Origin of the sequence: Thermomonas haemolytica, from assembly GCF_004346265.1 — a bacterium.
In the GTDB taxonomy this organism is placed as follows: Bacteria; Pseudomonadota; Gammaproteobacteria; order Xanthomonadales; family Xanthomonadaceae; genus Thermomonas; species Thermomonas haemolytica.
The window spans coordinates 38,360-56,779 of the sequence record NZ_SMAP01000003.1 but is presented as its reverse complement, the minus strand read 5'-3'; the positions used below and the strand labels follow the sequence as shown (position 1 = coordinate 56,779).

The 18,420-nt window shown below is 66.6% G+C and carries 15 protein-coding genes and 1 pseudogene; 7 read left to right on the top strand and 9 right to left on the bottom strand.

Translation table 11 applies throughout. The annotated features are described in order from the left end of the window. Positions 1-59: 59 nt before the first annotated feature. From EDC34_RS05095 to sucC, 4 genes are all read right to left on the bottom strand, one after another. Complete coding sequence (locus tag EDC34_RS05095; protein ID WP_114959806.1) at positions 60-302, bottom strand: type B 50S ribosomal protein L31; 243 nt, start codon at positions 300-302, stop codon at positions 60-62. Positions 303-391: 89 nt separating this feature from the next. Next, the gene (locus EDC34_RS05090) at positions 392-1,327 is read right to left on the bottom strand and encodes a nucleoside hydrolase (RefSeq protein ID WP_114959807.1); all 936 of its coding nucleotides are present in this window, start codon (positions 1,325-1,327) and stop codon (positions 392-394) included. Positions 1,328-1,427: 100 nt separating this feature from the next. Beyond that, complete coding sequence (gene sucD, locus EDC34_RS05085; RefSeq protein WP_114959808.1) at positions 1,428-2,303, bottom strand: succinate--CoA ligase subunit alpha; 876 nt, start codon at positions 2,301-2,303, stop codon at positions 1,428-1,430. 22 nt (positions 2,304-2,325) lie between these two features. Next, complete coding sequence (gene sucC / locus EDC34_RS05080) at positions 2,326-3,495, bottom strand: ADP-forming succinate--CoA ligase subunit beta (RefSeq protein ID WP_114959809.1); 1,170 nt, start codon at positions 3,493-3,495, stop codon at positions 2,326-2,328. A 133-nt stretch (positions 3,496-3,628) separates the two neighbouring features. Here sucC and EDC34_RS05075 point away from each other — a divergent pair, with 133 nt between their 5' ends. The 6 genes and pseudogenes from EDC34_RS05075 (at position 3,629) to EDC34_RS05050 (ending at position 11,372) form a co-directional block, all read left to right on the top strand. After that, positions 3,629-5,233, top strand: coding sequence for a sensor histidine kinase (locus EDC34_RS05075; RefSeq protein WP_114959810.1), 1,605 nt, complete (start codon positions 3,629-3,631; stop codon positions 5,231-5,233). 76 nt (positions 5,234-5,309) lie between these two features. Next, the gene (locus EDC34_RS05070) at positions 5,310-6,728 is read left to right on the top strand and encodes a sigma-54-dependent transcriptional regulator (RefSeq protein ID WP_114959811.1); all 1,419 of its coding nucleotides are present in this window, start codon (positions 5,310-5,312) and stop codon (positions 6,726-6,728) included. Between the two features lie 400 nt (positions 6,729-7,128). After that, positions 7,129-7,227: pseudogene (locus EDC34_RS12305) on the top strand (prepilin-type N-terminal cleavage/methylation domain-containing protein); the annotation flags it as partial. 404 nt (positions 7,228-7,631) lie between these two features. After that, on the top strand, positions 7,632-7,958 hold the full coding sequence (locus tag EDC34_RS12520) for a prepilin-type N-terminal cleavage/methylation domain-containing protein (RefSeq protein ID WP_114959813.1): 327 nt from the start codon (positions 7,632-7,634) through the stop codon (positions 7,956-7,958). Positions 7,959-8,068: 110 nt separating this feature from the next. Continuing rightward, positions 8,069-9,925 carry a hypothetical protein gene (locus EDC34_RS05055; RefSeq protein ID WP_114959814.1) on the top strand — a complete coding sequence of 619 codons (1,857 nt, stop codon included), beginning with the start codon at positions 8,069-8,071 and terminating at the stop codon, positions 9,923-9,925. A gap of 205 nt (positions 9,926-10,130) precedes the next feature. Continuing rightward, a complete protein-coding gene (locus EDC34_RS05050) occupies positions 10,131-11,372 on the top strand; it encodes a lipopolysaccharide biosynthesis protein (RefSeq protein WP_114959815.1) in 1,242 nt (413 codons plus the stop codon). A gap of 2 nt (positions 11,373-11,374) precedes the next feature. Here the strand turns inward: EDC34_RS05050 and EDC34_RS05045 are convergent, their stop codons facing one another. From EDC34_RS05045 to EDC34_RS05025, 5 genes are all read right to left on the bottom strand, one after another. After that, complete coding sequence (locus tag EDC34_RS05045; protein WP_165921016.1) at positions 11,375-12,436, bottom strand: glycosyltransferase family 4 protein; 1,062 nt, start codon at positions 12,434-12,436, stop codon at positions 11,375-11,377. Between the two features lie 155 nt (positions 12,437-12,591). Then, a complete protein-coding gene (locus EDC34_RS05040; protein ID WP_114959817.1) occupies positions 12,592-13,422 on the bottom strand; it encodes a glycosyltransferase in 831 nt (276 codons plus the stop codon). Further along, the gene (locus EDC34_RS05035) at positions 13,419-14,447 is read right to left on the bottom strand and encodes a glycosyltransferase family 4 protein (protein ID WP_240311069.1); all 1,029 of its coding nucleotides are present in this window, start codon (positions 14,445-14,447) and stop codon (positions 13,419-13,421) included. Before EDC34_RS05035 ends, EDC34_RS05040 begins: the two co-directional genes overlap by 4 nt. Then, on the bottom strand, positions 14,444-15,622 hold the full coding sequence (locus tag EDC34_RS05030; RefSeq protein ID WP_114959818.1) for a glycosyltransferase family 4 protein: 1,179 nt from the start codon (positions 15,620-15,622) through the stop codon (positions 14,444-14,446). The genes EDC34_RS05035 and EDC34_RS05030 overlap by 4 nt, the downstream gene beginning before the upstream one ends. After that, entirely contained in the window at positions 15,615-16,481 is an 867-nt protein-coding gene (locus EDC34_RS05025; protein ID WP_114959819.1) for a glycosyltransferase family 2 protein, read from the bottom strand. Before EDC34_RS05025 ends, EDC34_RS05030 begins: the two co-directional genes overlap by 8 nt. 214 nt (positions 16,482-16,695) lie before the next feature. Here EDC34_RS05025 and pilB point away from each other — a divergent pair, with 214 nt between their 5' ends. Then, the gene (pilB, locus tag EDC34_RS05020; protein WP_114959820.1) at positions 16,696-18,420 is read left to right on the top strand and encodes a type IV-A pilus assembly ATPase PilB; all 1,725 of its coding nucleotides are present in this window, start codon (positions 16,696-16,698) and stop codon (positions 18,418-18,420) included.

Here is an 18,420-nt window from a genome sequence, read left to right as displayed (position 1 = left end):
GGGTGGCCTTCGGAGTCGTCCCGGCGCGCTGCCGGGGCGGGCAGCAAGCCTGCGACGGCTTACTTCTGGTAACGCTTACGGAACTTGTCCACGCGACCGCTGGTATCCACGATCTTGTTCTGACCGGTATAGAAGGGGTGCGAGGACGACGAGACTTCCACCTTGACCAGCGGATACTCGTTGCCGTCTTCCCACTTGATGGTCTCCTTGCTGGAGAGGGTCGAGCGGGTCAGGATCTTGAAATCCGAGGTCACGTCCTGGAAGACGACTTCGCGGTATTCGGGATGGATGCCGGCTTTCATGGGCAGACTCTGGGAAATGGCGCGGGAAAGAGCCGCGCATTATAGCTGCGCGCCGGCTTGCGTTGCAAGCCATGGCCCGGCGATGCGGCTCAGGCCGCCAGCGCTGCGGCGATCATGGCCTCGAACCGGGCCTGGTCGTAGCGCAGCAGGATGTCCACGTTGTCGGCCCGGCCGGTCTGGCGATTCCAGTCCACCACGGTGGCGCCGCGGGTGTGGATGCCCGCCACCTCCACCGCCAGCGGGCGCGGAACCGACTCCAGCACGCCCTCCGGCTGCAGCGCCAGCGCCATCGCCAGCGCATCGGCGGCATGCCAGCGCTCGCCGCGGCCGGCGCGCGACCACTGCCGGGTATGCGCGGAGATGCCGGCGTAAAAGCGCGCGCGCGGGGAATCGGCCGCCAGCCAGCGCTCCACGTCGGCATGCAGGAAGCCGTGCGCCAGAACCGCCTCCCAGTCGGCCAGCTCGATCTTCGGGAACTGGCTGAACACCACGTGCGCCGCCTCGGGGTCGAACGCGATGTTGAACTCGGCGGCCGGGGTGATGTTGCCGTGCGCGGTGACCGCCGCGCCCATCACCACGCAACGCGCGATCCGCTGCGGCAGGCTGGGGTCGAGCTTGAGCGCCAGCGCCAGGTTGGTCAGCGGCCCCAGCGCCACCAGCACCAGGCGCCCGGCATGCGCGTGCGACAGGCGCAGGATCGCCAGCGCCGCGTGCTCGGCCTCGGCGCTGCGCGCGGCCGGCGCATAGCCGGTATCGCCGAAGCCGTCGCGGCCGTGGACATAGGCGGCGTCGCGCGCCGGGTGCACCAGCGGCGCGTCGGCACCGGGGAACACGGGCACCTCGACACCCGCCACCTCGCACAGCTTGAGCGCGTTGGCCACGGTATGGCGCAGGCCGACGTTGCCGGCGGCGATGGTCAGGCCGACCAGCCGGTGGCGCGGATCGGCGAAGGCCATCAGCAGGGCCAGCGCGTCGTCCACGCCGGGGTCGGTATCGATGAGCAGCGGGATGCGGGTGTCGTTCATCGCCGGATTATGCGGCGCCGACGCAGCAGACGCATACCCCGGATGCGACGACGCCCTCCCCGCGCACGGGAAGGGCGTCGCAGGCACGCGCCGCGGTGGCTCAGCCGGCCAGGCGCTTGGCGATCGCCGCGCCGAGGTCGCCCGGCGAACGCACGGTGGTGACGCCGGCCTTCTCCATCGCCGCGAACTTGCCCTCGGCGGTGCCGGAGCCGCCCGAGGCGATCGCGCCGGCATGGCCCATGCGCTTGCCCTTGGGCGCGGACGCACCGGCGATGAAGCCGACCACCGGCTTGGTGACGTACTTGGCGATGAACTCGGCCGCCTCTTCCTCGGCGCTGCCGCCGATCTCGCCGACCATGATGATGCCTTCGGTCTGCGGATCGTCCTGGAACCAGCGCAGGGCGTCGATGAAGCTGGTGCCGTTGATCGGGTCGCCGCCGATGCCGATGCAGGTGCTCTGGCCGAGGCCGACATCGGTGGTCTGCTTGACCGCTTCATAGGTCAGGGTGCCCGAGCGCGACACGATGCCCACCTTGCCCGGCATGTGGATGTGGCCCGGCATGATGCCGATCTTGCATTCGCCCGGGGTGATCACGCCGGGGCAGTTGGGGCCGATCAGCACGGTGTGCGGGTGGCCCTTGAGCACGTTCTTCACGCGCAGCATGTCCAGCACCGGGATGCCCTCGGTGATGGCCACGATCACGCGGATGCCGGCGGCCGCCGCTTCCAGGATGGCGTCGCCCGCGAACGGCGGCGGCACGTAGATCACCGAGGCATCGGCGCCGGTGGCGTCCACCGCCTGCTGCACGGTGTCGAACACCGGCAGGCCGAGGTGCTGGGTACCGCCCTTGCCGGGGGTGACGCCACCCACGACCTGGGTGCCGTAATCCAGCATCTGCTGGGCGTGGAAGGTGCCCTGCGAGCCGGTGAAGCCCTGCACGATCACCTTCGTGTTCTTGTTGATGAGGACGGACATGGAATGCTTCCTTCGTGCGTGGTCAGGCGGCGGACTTGACGGCGGCAACCGCCTTCTTCGCGCCATCGTTGATGTCGTCGGCCGGGATGATGGCCAGGCCGGAGTTCGCCAGCAGGGCCTTGCCGGCCTCCACGTTGGTGCCCTCCAGGCGCACGATCACCGGCACCTTCACGTCCACTTCCTTGACCGCGGCGATGATGCCCTCGGCGATCATGTCGCAGCGGACGATGCCGCCGAAGATGTTGACGAAGATCGCCTTCACCTTGTCGCTGGACAGGATCAGCTTGAACGCCTCGGTGACACGCTCCTTGTTGGCGCCGCCGCCGACGTCGAGGAAGTTGGCCGGCTCGCCGCCTTCCAGCTTGATCACGTCCATGGTCGCCATCGCCAGGCCCGCGCCGTTGACCATGCAGCCGATATTGCCGTCCATGGTGACGTAGTTGAGGTCGTGCTGGCTGGCCTTGACCTCGGTTTCGTCCTCCTGGCGGATGTCGCGCATCGCGGCCAGTTCCGGATGGCGGAAGCCGGCGTTGTCGTCGGAATTGATCTTGCCGTCGAGCACCGCCAGGCTGCCGTCGGTGAGGATCGCCAGCGGGTTCAGCTCGACCAGCGCCAGGTCCTTGTCGTTGAACAGCTTGAACAGGCCCAGCATGATCTTGGTCAGCTGGCCGACCTGCTTGGCGTTCAGGCCGAGCGCGAAGCCGAGGTTGCGGCACTCGTACGGCTGCAGGCCCTGGACGTAGTTGACGTGCAGGGTCTTGATCGCCTCGGGCTTCTCGTGCGCGACCTGCTCGATGTCCATGCCGCCTTCGGCCGAGGCGATGAAGGTGATCGACTTGCTGGCACGGTCCACCAGCACCGACAGGTACAGCTCCTTGGCGATGTCGGTGGCCTGGGTCACCAGCACCGCATCCACCGGCAGTGCGACGCCCGCGGTCTGGTAGGTGGCCATGCGGGTGCCCAGCATCGCCTTGGCGTACTCGCGCACCTCGTCGAAGGTCTTGGCCAGCTTCACGCCGCCGGCCTTGCCGCGGCCGCCGGCATGGATCTGGGCCTTGACCACCCAGAAGTCGCCGCCGATCGCCTTGGCCGCATCGACGGCCTCCTCCGGCGTGCGCGCGACGCGCCCGGCCGGCACTGCAATGCCGTAATCGGCAAACAACTGTTTCGCCTGGTACTCGTGGAAGTTCATGGATCACCCGGGGAGAGGATGGGGACGCCGGGCCGCCGGCACTACCGGCCCGGCCCGGGCAGACGCCCATTTTAGCGTGTTGCGCCGCATCATGCCTCGCCCCCGGGAGCGCTTGCCGCATACTCGGCCCACGATGGCCCCCGATCACACCCCGGACGACCCGCCCGCCCTGCAAGCGGCCATGCGCCGCGAACTGCACTTCTTCGCCCTGTACCGGGTGTTCGAGGCGGCCCTGCTGTGCCTGACCGTGTTCAGCCCGGTGGCCGGGCTGTTCGCCGAGCCCCGCCACCCGCGGCTGGCGATGGCGGTGGCGGTGGGCTACCTGCTGCTGGCCTGCGGGCTGTTCGTGCTGCGCCGGCGCGGCGCGATCGCCGCCCAGGTGGCGGTGGGGGTGGCGATCGACATCGTGGTGACCGCGCTGGCGATGCACGCCCTGCCCGACCTCGCCTCCGGCATCGCGATGATGCTGCTGTTCAACGTCGGCGCCGCGGCGCTGCTGCTGCCGCTGCGCGGCGGGCTGGCGGCAGCCGGGCTGGCCGGGCTGGCGCTGGCGCTGGAATACGCCTGGAGCGCGCTGGCCGACGTCCCGCAGCGGCCGGCCGCGGAAGTACCGATGTTCGTGGTCAGCTACCTGGCGATCGCCACCCTGACCAGCCTGCTCGGCCGCCAGCTGCGCGCCAGCGAGGCACTGGCCGAGCAGCGCGGCAGCCAGGCCGCGAACCTGGCCGAGATCAACGAACTCATCATCCGCCGCATGCGCACCGGCGTGCTGCTGGTGGATGGCGACGACGAGATCCGCCTGGCCAATGAGGCGGCCATGCTGCAACTGGGCGAGGCCGGCGAAGGTCGGCGCCTGCTGGCCACCGCCGCGCCCGCGCTGGAGGCCCGCCTGCGCCGCTGGTTGCGCGACGGCCAGCACGACCCGACCCCACTGCAACTCTCCCCGGATCTGCCGGAGGTACTGCCCCGTTTTGCCCGCCTGCTGGCCGGAGGGGAGCAGGTGCTGGTGTTCCTGGACGACGCCGAGCTCGCCTCGCGCCGCGCCGAGACCCTGACCCTGGCCACCCTCGGCCGGTTCTCGGCCAGCCTGGCCCACGAGATCCGCAACCCGCTGGCGGCGATCAGCTACGCCACCCAGCTGCTGGAGGAATCGCGCGAGATCCCCGAGTCCGACCGCCGCCTGCTGGAGATCATCTACCAGCAGACCCGGCGCATGAACGGGATCATCGAGAACGTGCTCGGGCTGGCCCGGCGCGAGCGCGCCCAGCCCGAGCCGGTGGAGCTGGGCGAGTTCGCCCGCCAGTTCGTGGCCGACTACCGCCAGAGCCATCCGCTGGAAGACGACCAGCTGGACGCGCGCACCCCGGCGCAGCCGGTGCACTGCCTGGTGGACCGCCGCCAGCTGCAGCAGGTGGTGACGGTGCTGGTGCACAACGCACTGATCTACGGGCGGATGCCGAACGAGCCGGCGCGGGTGGCCCTGCACGTCCATCGCGACGAGCGCGGGGTGCCGCTGCTGGACGTGGTGGACCACGGCCCCGGCATCCCGGAAGGCGTCGCCAGCCAGCTGTTCCGGCCATTTTTCACCACCTCCGGCCACGGCACCGGGCTGGGCCTGTACATCGCCCGCGAGATCTGCACCACCAACCAGGCCGACCTGCGCCACGTCCCGCTGCCGGCCGGCGGCGCCTGCTTCCGCATCCGCCTGGCCGGCGCGCGCGCGATCGCCACCGCCTGACGCCCCTCCCGGCACCCGCCTGCCGCTGCGCGTCGCACTTGGACGCAGCGCGGCAAGCGGGTATCGTGATTCCGCCATGAATTCCCCCGCCCGCAGCCCGCAACCCGCCCGCGTCCTGATCGTCGATGACGAGCGCGACATCCGGGACCTGCTGGTCCTCACCCTCGGCCGGATGGACCTGCACTGCGATACCGCCTCCTCCCTGCAGGATGCGCGCGCGCTGCTGAAGCGCCACCAGTACGCCCTCTGCCTGACCGACATGCGCCTGCCCGACGGCTCCGGGATCGAGCTGGTACAGGAAATCGCCCAGCTCTACCCGCACACCCCGGTGGCGATGATCACCGCGTTCGGCAACCAGGAGGCGGCGGTGGACGCCCTCAAGGCCGGCGCCTTCGATTTCGTCAGCAAGCCGGTGGACCTGGCCGTGCTGCGCGGGCTGGTGCAGCACGCCCTGAAGCTGGCCCCGCCGCGCCTGCCTGGCGACACCCCGCCCGGCGGCAGCGCCGCCGCCCGCCTGCTCGGCCAGTCCGCGGCCATGCAGGCGCTGCGCGCCACCCTGGCCAAGGTCGCGCGCAGCCAGGCCCCGGTGTACATCACCGGCGAGTCCGGCAGCGGCAAGGAACTGGTGGCGCGCACCATCCACGCCGAGGGCGCGCGCGCCGCCGGCCCGTTCGTGCCGGTCAACTGCGGCGCGATCCCGGCCGAGCTGATGGAAAGCGAGTTCTTCGGCCACAAGAAGGGCAGCTTCACCGGCGCCCACGCCGACAAGACCGGCCTGTTCCAGGCCGCGCAGGGCGGCACCCTGTTCCTGGACGAGATCGCCGAGCTGCCGATGGCCATGCAGGTGAAGCTGCTGCGCGCCATCCAGGAAAAATCGGTGCGCCCGGTCGGGGCCAATGCCGAAGTGCCGGTGGACGTGCGCATCCTCTCGGCCACCCACAAGAACCTCGCCGCCCTGGTCGAGGACGGCCGCTTCCGCCACGATCTCTACTACCGCATCAACGTGATCGAACTGCGGGTGCCGCCGCTGCGCGAGCGCCGCGAGGACCTGCCGGTGCTGATCGATGCCATCCTCGGCCGGCTGGCGGCGGCCCAGGGCCGCCCGCGCCCGCAGCTGCACCCCGACGCGATGGAGGCGCTGGCGCACTACGCCTTCCCCGGCAACGTGCGCGAGCTGGAGAACATCCTCGAGCGCGCATTCGCCCTGGCCGACGACGACGGCATCCGCGCCAGCGACCTGCACCTGCCCGAACACCGCCCGGCGCCGCCGCTGCCCGCGCAGGCCGCCGCCGCGGCCGCCAGCCTCGACCCGAGCAAGATCGACCCGCGCGAATCCGCCGCCAGCGCCCTGCCCAGCTTCATCGAGGAAATCGAGCGCAAGGCCATCGAACAGGCGCTGCAGGACAACCGCTACAACAAGACCAAGACCGCCGCCCAGCTCGGCATCACCTTCCGCGCGCTGCGCTACAAGCTGAAGAAGCTGGGCATCGATTGAGCCGCGGCTTCGCCGCCGGCGCCACCCACCCCTGCAGGCAGCCCCCGGGAACCCGGCGCGATCATCGGGCATCACGTCGCGGCCACGTGGAACCCCTCCGGCACGGCGCGCGCCACGCCGCAACCCGCACCCGCCACCGGGCGCTTCGTGACAGTTCCGGCCATATCGGCAACAGCTGACGCAAAGCGTCAACAACTGACGCAGAGTGTCGTAAACTTCGGTGGCGTCACCCCCGCCACTGCGTGACGGATGTCGCAAATGCAAGCGCGGCGCGGGATTGGCCGCTTTTGGCACGGTTCATGCGTTATAACTCCCGCACGTGAGGCCGCCCCGTGTCGGGACCGGTACCGGCGGGCAACGCAGCACGTGAACCACCCAACCACACCCTAGGGGATACACCATGAACAAGCAGCAAGGCTTCACCCTGATCGAACTGATGATCGTGGTCGCGATCATCGCCATCCTGGCCGCCATCGCGCTGCCGGCCTACAACAACTACCGCATCCGTTCGGCCGAAGGCGCCTGCCAGGCCGAGGCCAAGGCCTATATGAACTCGGCGGTGTCGGCCCTGATGTCCAGCATGACCGTTGCCGCCCCGGAGCATAAGGCCTGCACCTCTCCGACCACCGCCATCAGCTCCATCACCGGTACCACCAACTTCGTCCCAAAGAGCCCGGGCACTGCCAATACTGTGTGCAGCAACTCGACCGCCACCTGCACGATGACCCCGTCGGTCTAATCCGACCGGCACATCGCATCAGGCTGTTCTAAAAGAGGCCCCGCAACGGGGCCTCTTTTTTTGCGACGAACGCCACATTTCAAACCGCGGAACCATCCGAAACCCCGGAATAGGTTCGCTTCTTGCTTCAGCCGGACTGAAGACACCCCAGGGGGTTACCTGCCATGCGCCACCTTGCCCGCGGCTTTACCCTGATCGAACTGATGATCGTGGTCGCGATCATCGCGATCCTCGCCGCCATCGCGCTACCAGCCTACAACCGGTATCGCATCAAGTCCGCCGAGAGTGCCTGCCTGGCAGAAATGAAAAACTATGCGCAATTCGCACTGGCCGCCATTTACACCAGCTCCCCAATTCCTGCACCACCGCGTCAAGCGTGCCGAATTGCAGACACGGCCACCGGCATGGCCACGCCGATCACCGGCACGCCCAAGCCCCCCGGCATCGCCGTGACGACGTGCGACATGCACACGGCCAACTGCTCGCTCTGAGCATGCCATGAGGCACGGGCCGGGCACGCCCGCGCCCATCGCAACCCCTGCAGAAGCGCATCGGATCGACCATACTCGCGATTCCCGCCGGCATCGCCATCGGTTCGCACATGACGCAGTCCCCGCGCGGCTTCCTTCTTCTTAGCCTGCTGCTTGCCGCACTGGCGGCCGCCACTTTCCTGCCGGGCCTTCCTGGCGGCTTCGTGTTCGACGATGCCTACAACATCGTGCAGAACCCCGGGATCCAGCTGCAGTCGCTGCAGCCCTCCGCGGTGATGGACGCCGCGTTCAGCTCGCAACCGGGCAGCGCGACGCGCGTCCTCCCGATGCTGACTTTCGCCCTGGATTACTACCGGGCGGGAGGCATGGACCCCGGCACCTTCAAGGCCACCAATATCGCCATCCATGCCCTCACGGCGATCGTGCTGGCCTTTTTCCTGCGCGCCCTGCTCATTGCGGCCGGCGCTTCCCGCACGCGCGCGCACTGGATGGCGCTCGCCGTGGCATTGGCCTGGGCGGTGCACCCGCTGCAAGTGTCGGCGGTGCTGTACGTGGTCCAGCGAATGCAAACGCTGTCCACGCTGTTCCTGCTCCTCGCGCTGTGGAGCTACCTGCACGCCCGCCAGGCCCAGATGCAGGGGCGCCCGGGACGCTTCGGCTGGCTGCTGGCAGGCCTGCTCTGGGCAGCCGCGTTCAGCTGCAAGGAGGATGCGATCGCATTGCCCGCCTACACGCTGGCACTGGAACTGACCGTACTGCGCTTCGGCGCGCGTGACCCCGCATTGGCGGCCGCGCTGCGCAAGGGGTATCTGGTGGCCATCCTCCTCGGGGCCGCGCTCTACCTGCTGTTGGTCGTCCCCTATTTCTGGTCCTGGGGCAATTATCCGGTCCGTGATTTTTCCAGCATCGAGCGCCTGCTCTCGCAAGGCCGCGTGCTGTGCATGTACCTCGGGGAGATCCTGATTCCCCTGCCTGCGCACATGCCGTTCTACTACGACTGGCTGCAGCCATCGCGCGGATTGCTCTCGCCATGGACCACCCTTCCCGCACTTGCCTTGCTCGGCATCCTGCTGGCGACGGCATGGAAGCTTCGCCGGCGCCGCCCGGTCTTTTCCCTCGGCATCTTCCTGTTCTTCGCCGGACACTTCGTCACCAGCAACGTGATTGGCCTGGAGCTGGCGTTCGAGCATCGGAACCATTTCCCGATGATCGGCATCCTGCTGGCCGCAGCGGACCTCCTGTCGCTGGCCGCCAGCCGGGTGAAGCTCGGGAAAGCCCCCGCCATCGCCGTCTGTTCGCTGGGACTGGCGGCACTGATGGCCACGACCATCGTACGTGCGCGCTCCTGGGACAGCGAACTGGCGCTGGCCATGACCAGCACGGCGCTCGCCCCCGGCTCCGCCCGGGCATGGAACTCGCTCTGCGTGAGCTACTTCGAACTCGGCGGAGGCGCGAAGGCTGACAACCCGAACCTGGACAAGGCCATCGCCGCCTGCGACAAGGCCGCGGAGGCCGGACAGGATTCGATCAAGAGCCTCACCAATATCATCGCCTTCAAGGCCCTGCGCGGGCCGGTGCCGGACGCGGACTGGGACCGCTACCTGGCCCGGCTGCGCCACGTGACGATGACGCCGGACAACGCTTCCTCGGTCTGGGTCATCCTGAATAGGGCGCGTGACGGGATGCCGGTCAACGGGGACAAGATGCTGGAGGCCATCGGCATCATCAACCAACGCGCCCGCTTCAAGCCCATCGAAGCCGCTGCGATGGGCTATTTCATCCTCGGCCACACCCAGGCCCCCGACCAGGCCTATCCTTACTTCGCACAAGCCGTGCTGGAAACCCGGGACCCCGCATTCGCCGCCAGCCTGATCGACGATCTCCGCAAAGAAGGCCATCCGGGATGGGCGGATAAGCTCTCCCAGGAACTGCGCATCCGGGTCGCAGCCGACACACACTCCCGCTAACCCGGCGCGCAAGAGCATCCATCCCCGTGGGCACCAAGCAGATCCGTACCCCCGCCGACCTCGCCATCCACGGCGCCCCCTGCCTTCGAGGCGCCGCTGCATGTCGGCCGGCCCAACCTCTGCAACCGCGATGAATGACTAAGTCCACGGCGCTAGTGATTGTGACCAGCCATCGCCAGCCACTGGCCGGCACCGAAGACGGAACATGACGCGCTTGCTTGATCGCAGCCTGTCGATTCTCCAGTGGCGGCCAGGCAGGCTGGCACGCCATGGCGGGGTCACGCTCGGATGGATGCTTCTGCGTGCGGCAGCGCAGGCGGTGACCGTGCTGCTACTTGCACGGGGATTGGGTGCGACTGCCTATGGCCAAGTCGTTGCGATACTGGCCACGACATCCTTCGTCGCCCCGTTCGCTGGGCTCGGCCTTTCCCACATTGTACTGCGCAATGCCGCGCGCGATCCTGCGCACGAAGCGGTGTACTTTGGAATTGCGCGGCGATGGTGGTGGCTCACACTCGCACCCAGCGCCATGGCTGCCATCGTCGCTGCTGCCATGCTACTCCCAGGCAACCTCCCCACCTTTGCCGCCTGCATCGCCATCGCAGCGGAGATTGCAGCCACCTCGTTCACGGAACTCGGCGCGCGCCACCGCCAGGCACAGCAGGACATGCATGCCTTCGGGGCTATCCAGGCCGGCCTGCCGCTCTTGCGTCTCTTGGCACTGATAGTACTTTTTCTGTCACTCCATGAGGTTTCAGCAACGGCGGCACTGTGGGCCTATGCGACGAGCGGCCTGGCCTACACCGGCTTTCTCTATTGGTGTCTGAGCGCCACCACAGATACCAAGACCGAGACTGCCTCGGAAGCGATGGCCGCTACCAGCGGATTGCCCTTCAGTCTGGCCGTGTTCGCCTCCAGACTCCAGGCCGAGTTCAACAAGCCCGTGCTGGCCCAGACTTCGTTCGGCCTAGCCGGCAATTACAACGTCGCACAGCGCTTGGTGGATATGGCCAGCCTGCCCTTGATGGCATTGCAGGAAGCCTTATGGCCGCGGCTGCATGCGCAGCCGGATCCGATGCGTCAATTGCGCCGGACCGGGCTTGTGCTGATCGCCATGGCACTGGCGTTGGGCGCTGCCATATGGCTGGCCGCACCGCTATTGCCCTTGCTCTTGGGCGGAAGCTTCACTGATACGGTTGGTGCTCTGCGCTGGCTGGCTTGGCTGCCCGCGCTGCAGGCATTCCGTGCGCTGCTGAATTTCCAGGCCATCCACCACGCGCGCATGCAGTTGATCGGATGGGCCTACGCCTTTGGCGCTACGGCCAGCGTGGCAGGCGTGTCAGCCCTAGTTCCCATTTTTGGCATCAACGGCGCCGTAATCGCCGGCTATGCTGCAGAAGTTGCGATGATCGCAACCCTGAGCCGCCAAAAGTGGAGAGGCAAATAAGACTAGATAAGACCCAGCAAAATGCGCTCCATTTGACCGGTGGCAACATCCCAAGAGTGCCTTTTCGCTTCTTCCATTGCGGCAGCCCCAAGTTTGTGCCGTAACTCCCTATCCCGCGCCAGCCCAATCAGCGCATCGGACAGCGCATCTGGATCTTTGGGAGGTACAACCCAAGCTGTTCTCATATGCTCCGCGAACGCCTCCGTTCCAGGCTGGGTGGTAATGACTGCCAATCCGGAGGCCATCGCCTCCAAAGGAAAAAGAGGAAAGCTCTCGTACCAAGATGCACTCAATAGCACCTGCGACTGACGATAGGCCGCCGCGAGCTGGGCAGGCCCTAGGAACCCCAAATGCCTAAAGTTGGCGACTGAGTTTTCCGGGGAGAGCGCACAGTCCCCATAGACAGCCCAGTCAATCTCAACCCCCTGCGCCCGCGCCCTCTTGACTCCCTCCGCCATATCATCGAAGCCTTTCCAAACAGCACCTCGGCCGCCGTAGCTGATGACGCGCAAGGGCCCTTCTTCGGGAATGACATGGGGCTTATCGATATACATGACATCATCGATTGCATTGCCTGCAACCGCATGCACGCTGGCGCCTGTCTCGGCCGAGATCGTCGCCTCAAGCCAGGCCGAGTTGGTGATGATTTTCAAAGGCAATGAATAGCTCAGGCGCGCCATCGTCTCGGCAAAACCGGGATCATCGAATTCATTCTTGAAGTACGGCTCGAAATGCTGGGCGTAATAAGCAAGGACACCTCTTCCATAAAGATGCACGGGCAATGCGGTCTCGAATGAAGTCGCGACCGTTATGTCAGCCTCAGGCAATAACAAGCGCGCCCGCTCGCACATCACCGAGTGCCGCAGTGAAAACGGGAGAACTCTGGGCTCGACCATGGTCATGCCTGAAGCAGAAGCCTGCAACATGGCTTCTAGCGACCGCTTTTGCCAGCCAGATCGCAGGGCCCGCCATGCCAAACCCCATTTCCTTTCAAGCTTCAGTTCAAACTGGAAATCCTTGAACCAGTCCGGCCGAGATGAGTCCAAGATCGGCACTACCGTCACGCAGTGCCCTCTTCGCGCGAGGCCATCCGCATGCCTCAATATGCAATAAATCCCGCCCGAAAATTTGCGCCTTTTTATTTTTGGGACAACCCAGCATATCCTCGCCATCTACGCACTCCAACGCTAAGAAATCAGGCGACCTGCCAACCTACCGTCTACCTCTTGCAGACCTCTCCCAACGACTTGAGCGGCACGCAAGATCGATACCGCAAAGCCCGCACACAAGCACGCAAGAATAGGGCAGGCAAACGCGAAGCGCGCATGAGCAGCGTCGTAAATCTATTTCCGGCGAACTTCCCAGCCAAACACCAGTGCGAACGCACCAGGTATCGCTCGTAGCCCTCGCTCGCCTGCCCGCTACTCGCTGACCCCTCATGCCGGACATGCACCCGATCCAGCAGCACCAGGCGCCCCCCACTCCTGCGCCAGCGCCAAGACAGCTCCACATCCTCGCCGTACATGAAGAAGTCTCCATCGAACAGCGGCTGCGCGTTGTCCGGGCGTGCCACCAGCAGACAGCAGCCGCTGAGATAGGCGAAACTGCCCGGCAGCGGCCGCTCGGTCACCAACGCCAGCCACGGCTGGTAGTACAGCCAACCATGCGCACGTCCATCCTGCAGGATCCGAGGCGCCACCAACGCCGGGACGGCATCATCGCAGGGCAGGGCTGCAAGCATCGCCTCGCGCATGCCGGGCAATACTTCCGCATCGTTGTTGACCAGCAAGACGGGGCCGGCGTAGCCCCTGCGCGACAGCTCGGCCAGGGCGGCATTCATGCCCTTGCCGAACCCGATGTTGACTGGATTGCCCACAAGCTGCACGCGCGGCTCCCCGGCACAGCGGGCGGCCAGCGCCTGCAAACTGCGCCCTTCGTCCGCAGAGTTGTCCCAGACCAGCACCGGCGTCCACCCATCCGCCAACAAGCTGTCGATGCACCTTGCCGTCAGCTCCGGTTTGCGGAAGTGGATGGTGATGGCGGCGGTCATATCTTTCCATCCAGAAGGTCGTGATACATCTGGATATAGGCATCGACCATCCTGCTTTCCCGGAAACAGCTCGCGACCATTTCGCGCGCAGCCGCACCGCACGCAAGGCGCAGCTGCCGATCCGTCGCCATGGCGCGCGCGGCCTCTGCGAATGCCAGAACGTCTTCCCGCTTGCACAGCAGACCTGTTCTCCCATGCGTAACCGCCTCTCCCACAGACGTTCCCTCCATCGCAATGACAGGCAGACCGCAAGCCATGGCCTCAATGGCTACCAGCGGCAGCCCCTCGCTGCGCGACGGAAACAGGAATGCATCGGCATTCTGCATGGCAGTGATGACTTGATGGATTGACAGACGCCCCAAATCACGCATGTTTCCCGGCATGGAGTGCCGTTCTTTTTCGGCAGCCACACCGCCGGTGTACTGCAACTCAAAGCCTTCACCCAGCTCGCGCATAATCGGCGCCAGAAGATCCACGCCCTTGCGCGCCATCCAGCTGCCGACATAGAGCAGCTTGAACGGCCCACCCGGTTGCCGCGCGCGGTTTCCGGGCCGGAACATCTCCGTATCGATCCCGTTATAGATGACCTCCATCGGCACATCGCACAAAGTCAGGCGGGCCATATCGGCCACGAAACGGCTAACAGCCACGACCCGGTCTACTCGGCGCAAGACACGACGTTCAATGGGTGCAATCCACCAGCGATGGTAGGCAGAACGCAACCATCCCTTGTAAGGCCTCAATGCCGGGTCGTGGATTGAGTGGTGCAGCGTCGCCACGACCGGTAATTGCCGAGGGATAAAACGGGGATGCAGCCAGGTATTGATGTGACAGACAGTCGCCCATTCCGGCGCCTTGGGCACGCGCACCGTCCAAGGCTCGTACTCCGCGCGCAGCGGCAACCAGGTGATTTCGGCACGCAGGCCACGCGCCTGCAGTCCCGCCACCAACCGCTCGGTGAACGCGTCGGTGCCGGTGCCGGTGCGAATGGCGGGAAACCAGATGGCGGGAACATGATCGCTCACCGCCCGACCTCGCGATTGGCATCCCCCACCCTCAGGCATGCCCGGAGTGCGCTCCCGAACCGCGGCCAAACAAATTGGCGCGCAAAATCCTGCGCCCGCATGCGCCATGCGCCTTCGCCATCGCGCAACACGGCGAGGGCGCCGTCACGCAAGCCATCGTAATCGCCGGGGGGCACCAGCCGCCCGGTTACCCCGTCCTCGACCGCATCCACCACTCCCCCGGTCGCAAACGCGACGGTCGGCAAGCCGTGTGCTGCGGCCTCGATGGCCACCATGCCGAATCCTTCGGGATCGCCCGGGATCTCACGCACCGGGAAAACATGCACGCTGGCAGCTTCGTAGGCGCACGCCAGCTGCTGTGGATCGGTGATGACGCCTAGGAAGCGAAGATGGGCACCGATGCCGGCGGCATCGGCTTCGGCCTGGATGCTCTCGGGGCTCTGCACGCCTGCAAGCAGCGAGTCCGTCGGTGCATCCCCGATCACCACCAGCAGGACGTCGGGAGCCTGGCTGATGATGGCGGGCAGCGACTCGCGCACGAATTCACGCAGCCCCTTGCGCGTAGTCAAGCGGCCGATGGAGAGCAGCAGCCTGGCATCGCCAAGTCCATGCCGCTCGCGGAATGCCCGCAACGCCTCCGGCGACTGCGGCGCTTCCGGAAGCGACACCCCGGGCGGGACGACACGTATCTTCTCCGGGGAGACGCCGATACCGCGCACGAGCGCCTTCGTCGGATGGCTGTTCGCCACCACCACATCCATCCGCCGCAATACCGGGTGCCAGAGCATGCGGTAGACCGGATGTCTGACCGCGACATCCAGCCCGTGCACATAGACCGCGGCGCGCGCGCCACATGCGCGCGCCGCCAGCCACGCCGCAGGTGCGGTCAAGCCGCTGCCGGCCAGCACGAGCTGCGGATGCTGCCTCCGCGCCAGCCGCAGCGCCCGCCATGCAGACGTCAGCAGGAAACGCGGCAGCGGGCGCAGCGGGACTTCGCTCAATTCGACGTTCGCAGGCTTGAGCGCAGCAGCCCCGCGCGGGCCGATGACCTGCACCTGCGCCTGCCGCGACAGCTCATCGGCAATGTGCCAGTTCAACCGTTCCATGCCGCCCACCAGCGGCGGCAGGTTGCGGGTGATGTGAAGAATGCGGGGCAGCGAAGCGTTATCACCCATCTCGCCGATACATCAGGTTGGTGATCTGCTCGGACACCAGGCCAATCAGGAAGACGATCACCGCCGCGCTGATCAGCAGCATGCTCATGTTGGTGAAGCGGCCGGTCTCGTGGAACGTCCAGGCATACCAGCCAAGGCCGGCAAGAAAGAACGCGGCAGCTGTCGGCGCAAACAGTTTTAGCGGCGAATACAGGCTGGCGATCTTGAAGATGATCAGCAGGAAGCGAATGCCATCCTTGAACGGACGGATATGGCTGCCGTTGCCGACCCGCCTGGCGACCGGGATGGGCACGTAGGCCACCGGGTAGGCGCTGCGGAAGAACGCCATGGTGCAGGTGGTGGGGTAGCTGAACCCGTTGGGCAGCAAGTACAGAAACTCACGGAACTTGTCGGCGCGCACCGCGCGGAACCCCGAGGTGAGGTCCGCGATGCGATGGCCGGTCATCCAGCTGGCCAGCCGGTTGTAGAAGGCATTGGCCAGCCCGCGGTGCAGGCTCGCCTGCCCGCTGCTGTCGCGCGCGCCCACCACCATGTCATACCCCTCGTCCAGCCTGGCCAGCAGGGCGGCGACATGTTCGGCCCCGTGCTGGCCATCGGCATCCATGAACACCAGCACCTCGCCGGCAGCCGCACGCGCACCACGCTTGATCGCTGCGCCGTTGCCCATCGAATACGGGGACGACAGCACGCGCGCGCCCGCCTGCACGGCCACGCTTGCCGTGCCATCGGTGGAGCCGTCATCGACCACGATCACCTCGGCCTGCGGGAACCGCTCGCGCAACGCCGGCAGGGTGCGCCGCAGCCCCTCGGCTTCGTTCTTGGCAGGCAGGATGATGCTGAGTGAGCGCGGATTCCCCATTCCCGCAAGGTAGCCCGAACGCCGCACCGGGGGAAGATCATTGCCGCGGTCGCGGCTGCTTCCGGCCATTCCCTCCAGATCGCCACCGGCCAGCCCGCGGCGCCACCGGGCGCCCCGGCCCGGCGGCGCCAGCTGGCTTATCCCCACCCTCCCGGATTCGCCGCCAGCCGCGTTTAGGCTAAAGTCTCGCCATTCCCGGGGAGTCCGCCTACCGATGAACACCGCCGCTACCCCCAACCTGATGGGCATCACCGGCATCGCCCGCCGGCTGGTGCTGGACGGCTCGCTGGACGAGGCCACCGCGCGCCGCGCAATGGAGGCCGCCACCGCCGAGCGCACGCCGCTGGCGATCTACCTGGCCCAGCACCGTCTGGCCACCCCTTCCGCGCTGGCCGCAGCGAACTCCATCGAGTTCGGCATGCCGCTGGTGGACGCGCTGGCCATCGACCCCGCGCAATCCGCGATTTCCCTGGTCAAGGAGGAGCTGCTGCGCAAGCACCATGTGCTGCCGCTGTTCAAACGCGGCAACCGGCTGTTCGTGGGCACGGCGGACCCGACCAACAACCAGGCGCTGGAGGAGCTGAAGTTCCACACCAACCTGACGGTGGAACCGATCCTGGTGGACGCCGACCAGATCAAGCGCTGCCTGGAGCAGTGGCAGGAGGCGGCCGAGGCGCTGGGCGATGACCTCGACGATGCCGAAGGACTGGAAGGGCTGGAAGTCAGCGGCGGCGAGGATGAGTTCGCGAACGACACCGGGGTGGACGCCAAGGGCGAGGACACCCCCACGGTCAAGTTCGTCAACAAGGCGCTGGTGGATGCGATCCGCCGCGGCGCCTCGGACATCCATTTCGAACCCTACGAAAATGAATACCGGGTGCGCTACCGCATCGACGGCATCCTGAAGGTCTTCAAGAAGGTGCCGGTGAAACTGCACGCGCGCATCGCCGCGCGCCTGAAGGTGATGGCGCAGCTGGACATCGCCGAGAAGCGGGTGCCGCAGGACGGCCGCATCAAGCTGAACATCAGCAAGGGCAAGCAGGTGGACTTCCGCGTCAGCACCCTGCCCACCCTGTTCGGCGAGAAGGTGGTGCTGCGCATCCTGGACGGCAGCGCGGCCAAGATGGGCATCGAGAAACTGGGCTACGAGCCGGCCCAGCAGAAGCTGTTCCTCGAGGCCATCCACAAACCCTACGGGATGGTGCTGGTCACCGGCCCCACCGGCTCCGGCAAGACGGTGAGCCTGTATACCGCGCTCGGGATCCTGAACGACGAGACCCGCAATATCAGCACGGTCGAGGACCCGGTGGAAATCCGCCTGCCGGGCGTCAACCAGGTGCAGCAGAACGCCAAGCGCGGCATGACCTTCGCCGCCGCCCTGCGCAGCTTCCTGCGCCAGGACCCGGACGTGATCATGGTCGGCGAAATCCGTGACCTTGAGACCGCCGAGATCGCGGTCAAGGCCGCCCAGACCGGCCACATGGTGCTGTCCACCCTGCACACCAACGACGCCCCGCAGACCATCGCCCGCCTGATGAACATGGGCATCGCGCCCTACAACATCACCAGCTCGGTCAACCTGGTGATCGCCCAGCGCCTGGTACGGCGCCTGCACGACTGCAAGCGCGCGGTGCACCTGCCGGAGCACGCCCTGCTGGCGGAAGGGTTCACCGCGGACGAGGTCCACGCCGGCATCACGGTGTACGAGGCGGTGGGCTGCCCGGACTGCACCGAAGGCTACAAGGGCCGCGCCGGCATCTACCAGGTGATGCCGATGACCGAGGAAATCCAGCAAATCGTGCTGGCTGGTGGTAATGTCCAGCAGCTGACCGAGGCATCGGCGCGCAGCGGCGTGCGGGACCTGCGCCGTTCCGCGCTGGACAAGGTGAAACAGGGGATCACCAGCCTGGTCGAGATCAACCGCGTCACCAAGGATTGA

Coding starts and splice junctions, on each gene's coding strand:
- EDC34_RS05095 (WP_114959806.1), bottom strand. CDS start 302: ATGAAAGCCGGCATCCATCCCGAATACCGCGAAGTCGTCTTCCAGGAC.
- EDC34_RS05090 (WP_114959807.1), bottom strand. CDS start 1,327: ATGAACGACACCCGCATCCCGCTGCTCATCGATACCGACCCCGGCGTG.
- sucD (WP_114959808.1), bottom strand. CDS start 2,303: ATGTCCGTCCTCATCAACAAGAACACGAAGGTGATCGTGCAGGGCTTC.
- sucC (WP_114959809.1), bottom strand. CDS start 3,495: ATGAACTTCCACGAGTACCAGGCGAAACAGTTGTTTGCCGATTACGGC.
- EDC34_RS05075 (WP_114959810.1), top strand. CDS start 3,629: ATGGCCCCCGATCACACCCCGGACGACCCGCCCGCCCTGCAAGCGGCC.
- EDC34_RS05070 (WP_114959811.1), top strand. CDS start 5,310: ATGAATTCCCCCGCCCGCAGCCCGCAACCCGCCCGCGTCCTGATCGTC.
- EDC34_RS12520 (WP_114959813.1), top strand. CDS start 7,632: ATGCGCCACCTTGCCCGCGGCTTTACCCTGATCGAACTGATGATCGTG.
- EDC34_RS05055 (WP_114959814.1), top strand. CDS start 8,069: ATGACGCAGTCCCCGCGCGGCTTCCTTCTTCTTAGCCTGCTGCTTGCC.
- EDC34_RS05050 (WP_114959815.1), top strand. CDS start 10,131: ATGACGCGCTTGCTTGATCGCAGCCTGTCGATTCTCCAGTGGCGGCCA.
- EDC34_RS05040 (WP_114959817.1), bottom strand. CDS start 13,422: ATGACCGCCGCCATCACCATCCACTTCCGCAAACCGGAGCTGACGGCA.
- EDC34_RS05030 (WP_114959818.1), bottom strand. CDS start 15,622: ATGGGTGATAACGCTTCGCTGCCCCGCATTCTTCACATCACCCGCAAC.
- EDC34_RS05025 (WP_114959819.1), bottom strand. CDS start 16,481: ATGGGGAATCCGCGCTCACTCAGCATCATCCTGCCTGCCAAGAACGAA.
- pilB (WP_114959820.1), top strand. CDS start 16,696: ATGAACACCGCCGCTACCCCCAACCTGATGGGCATCACCGGCATCGCC.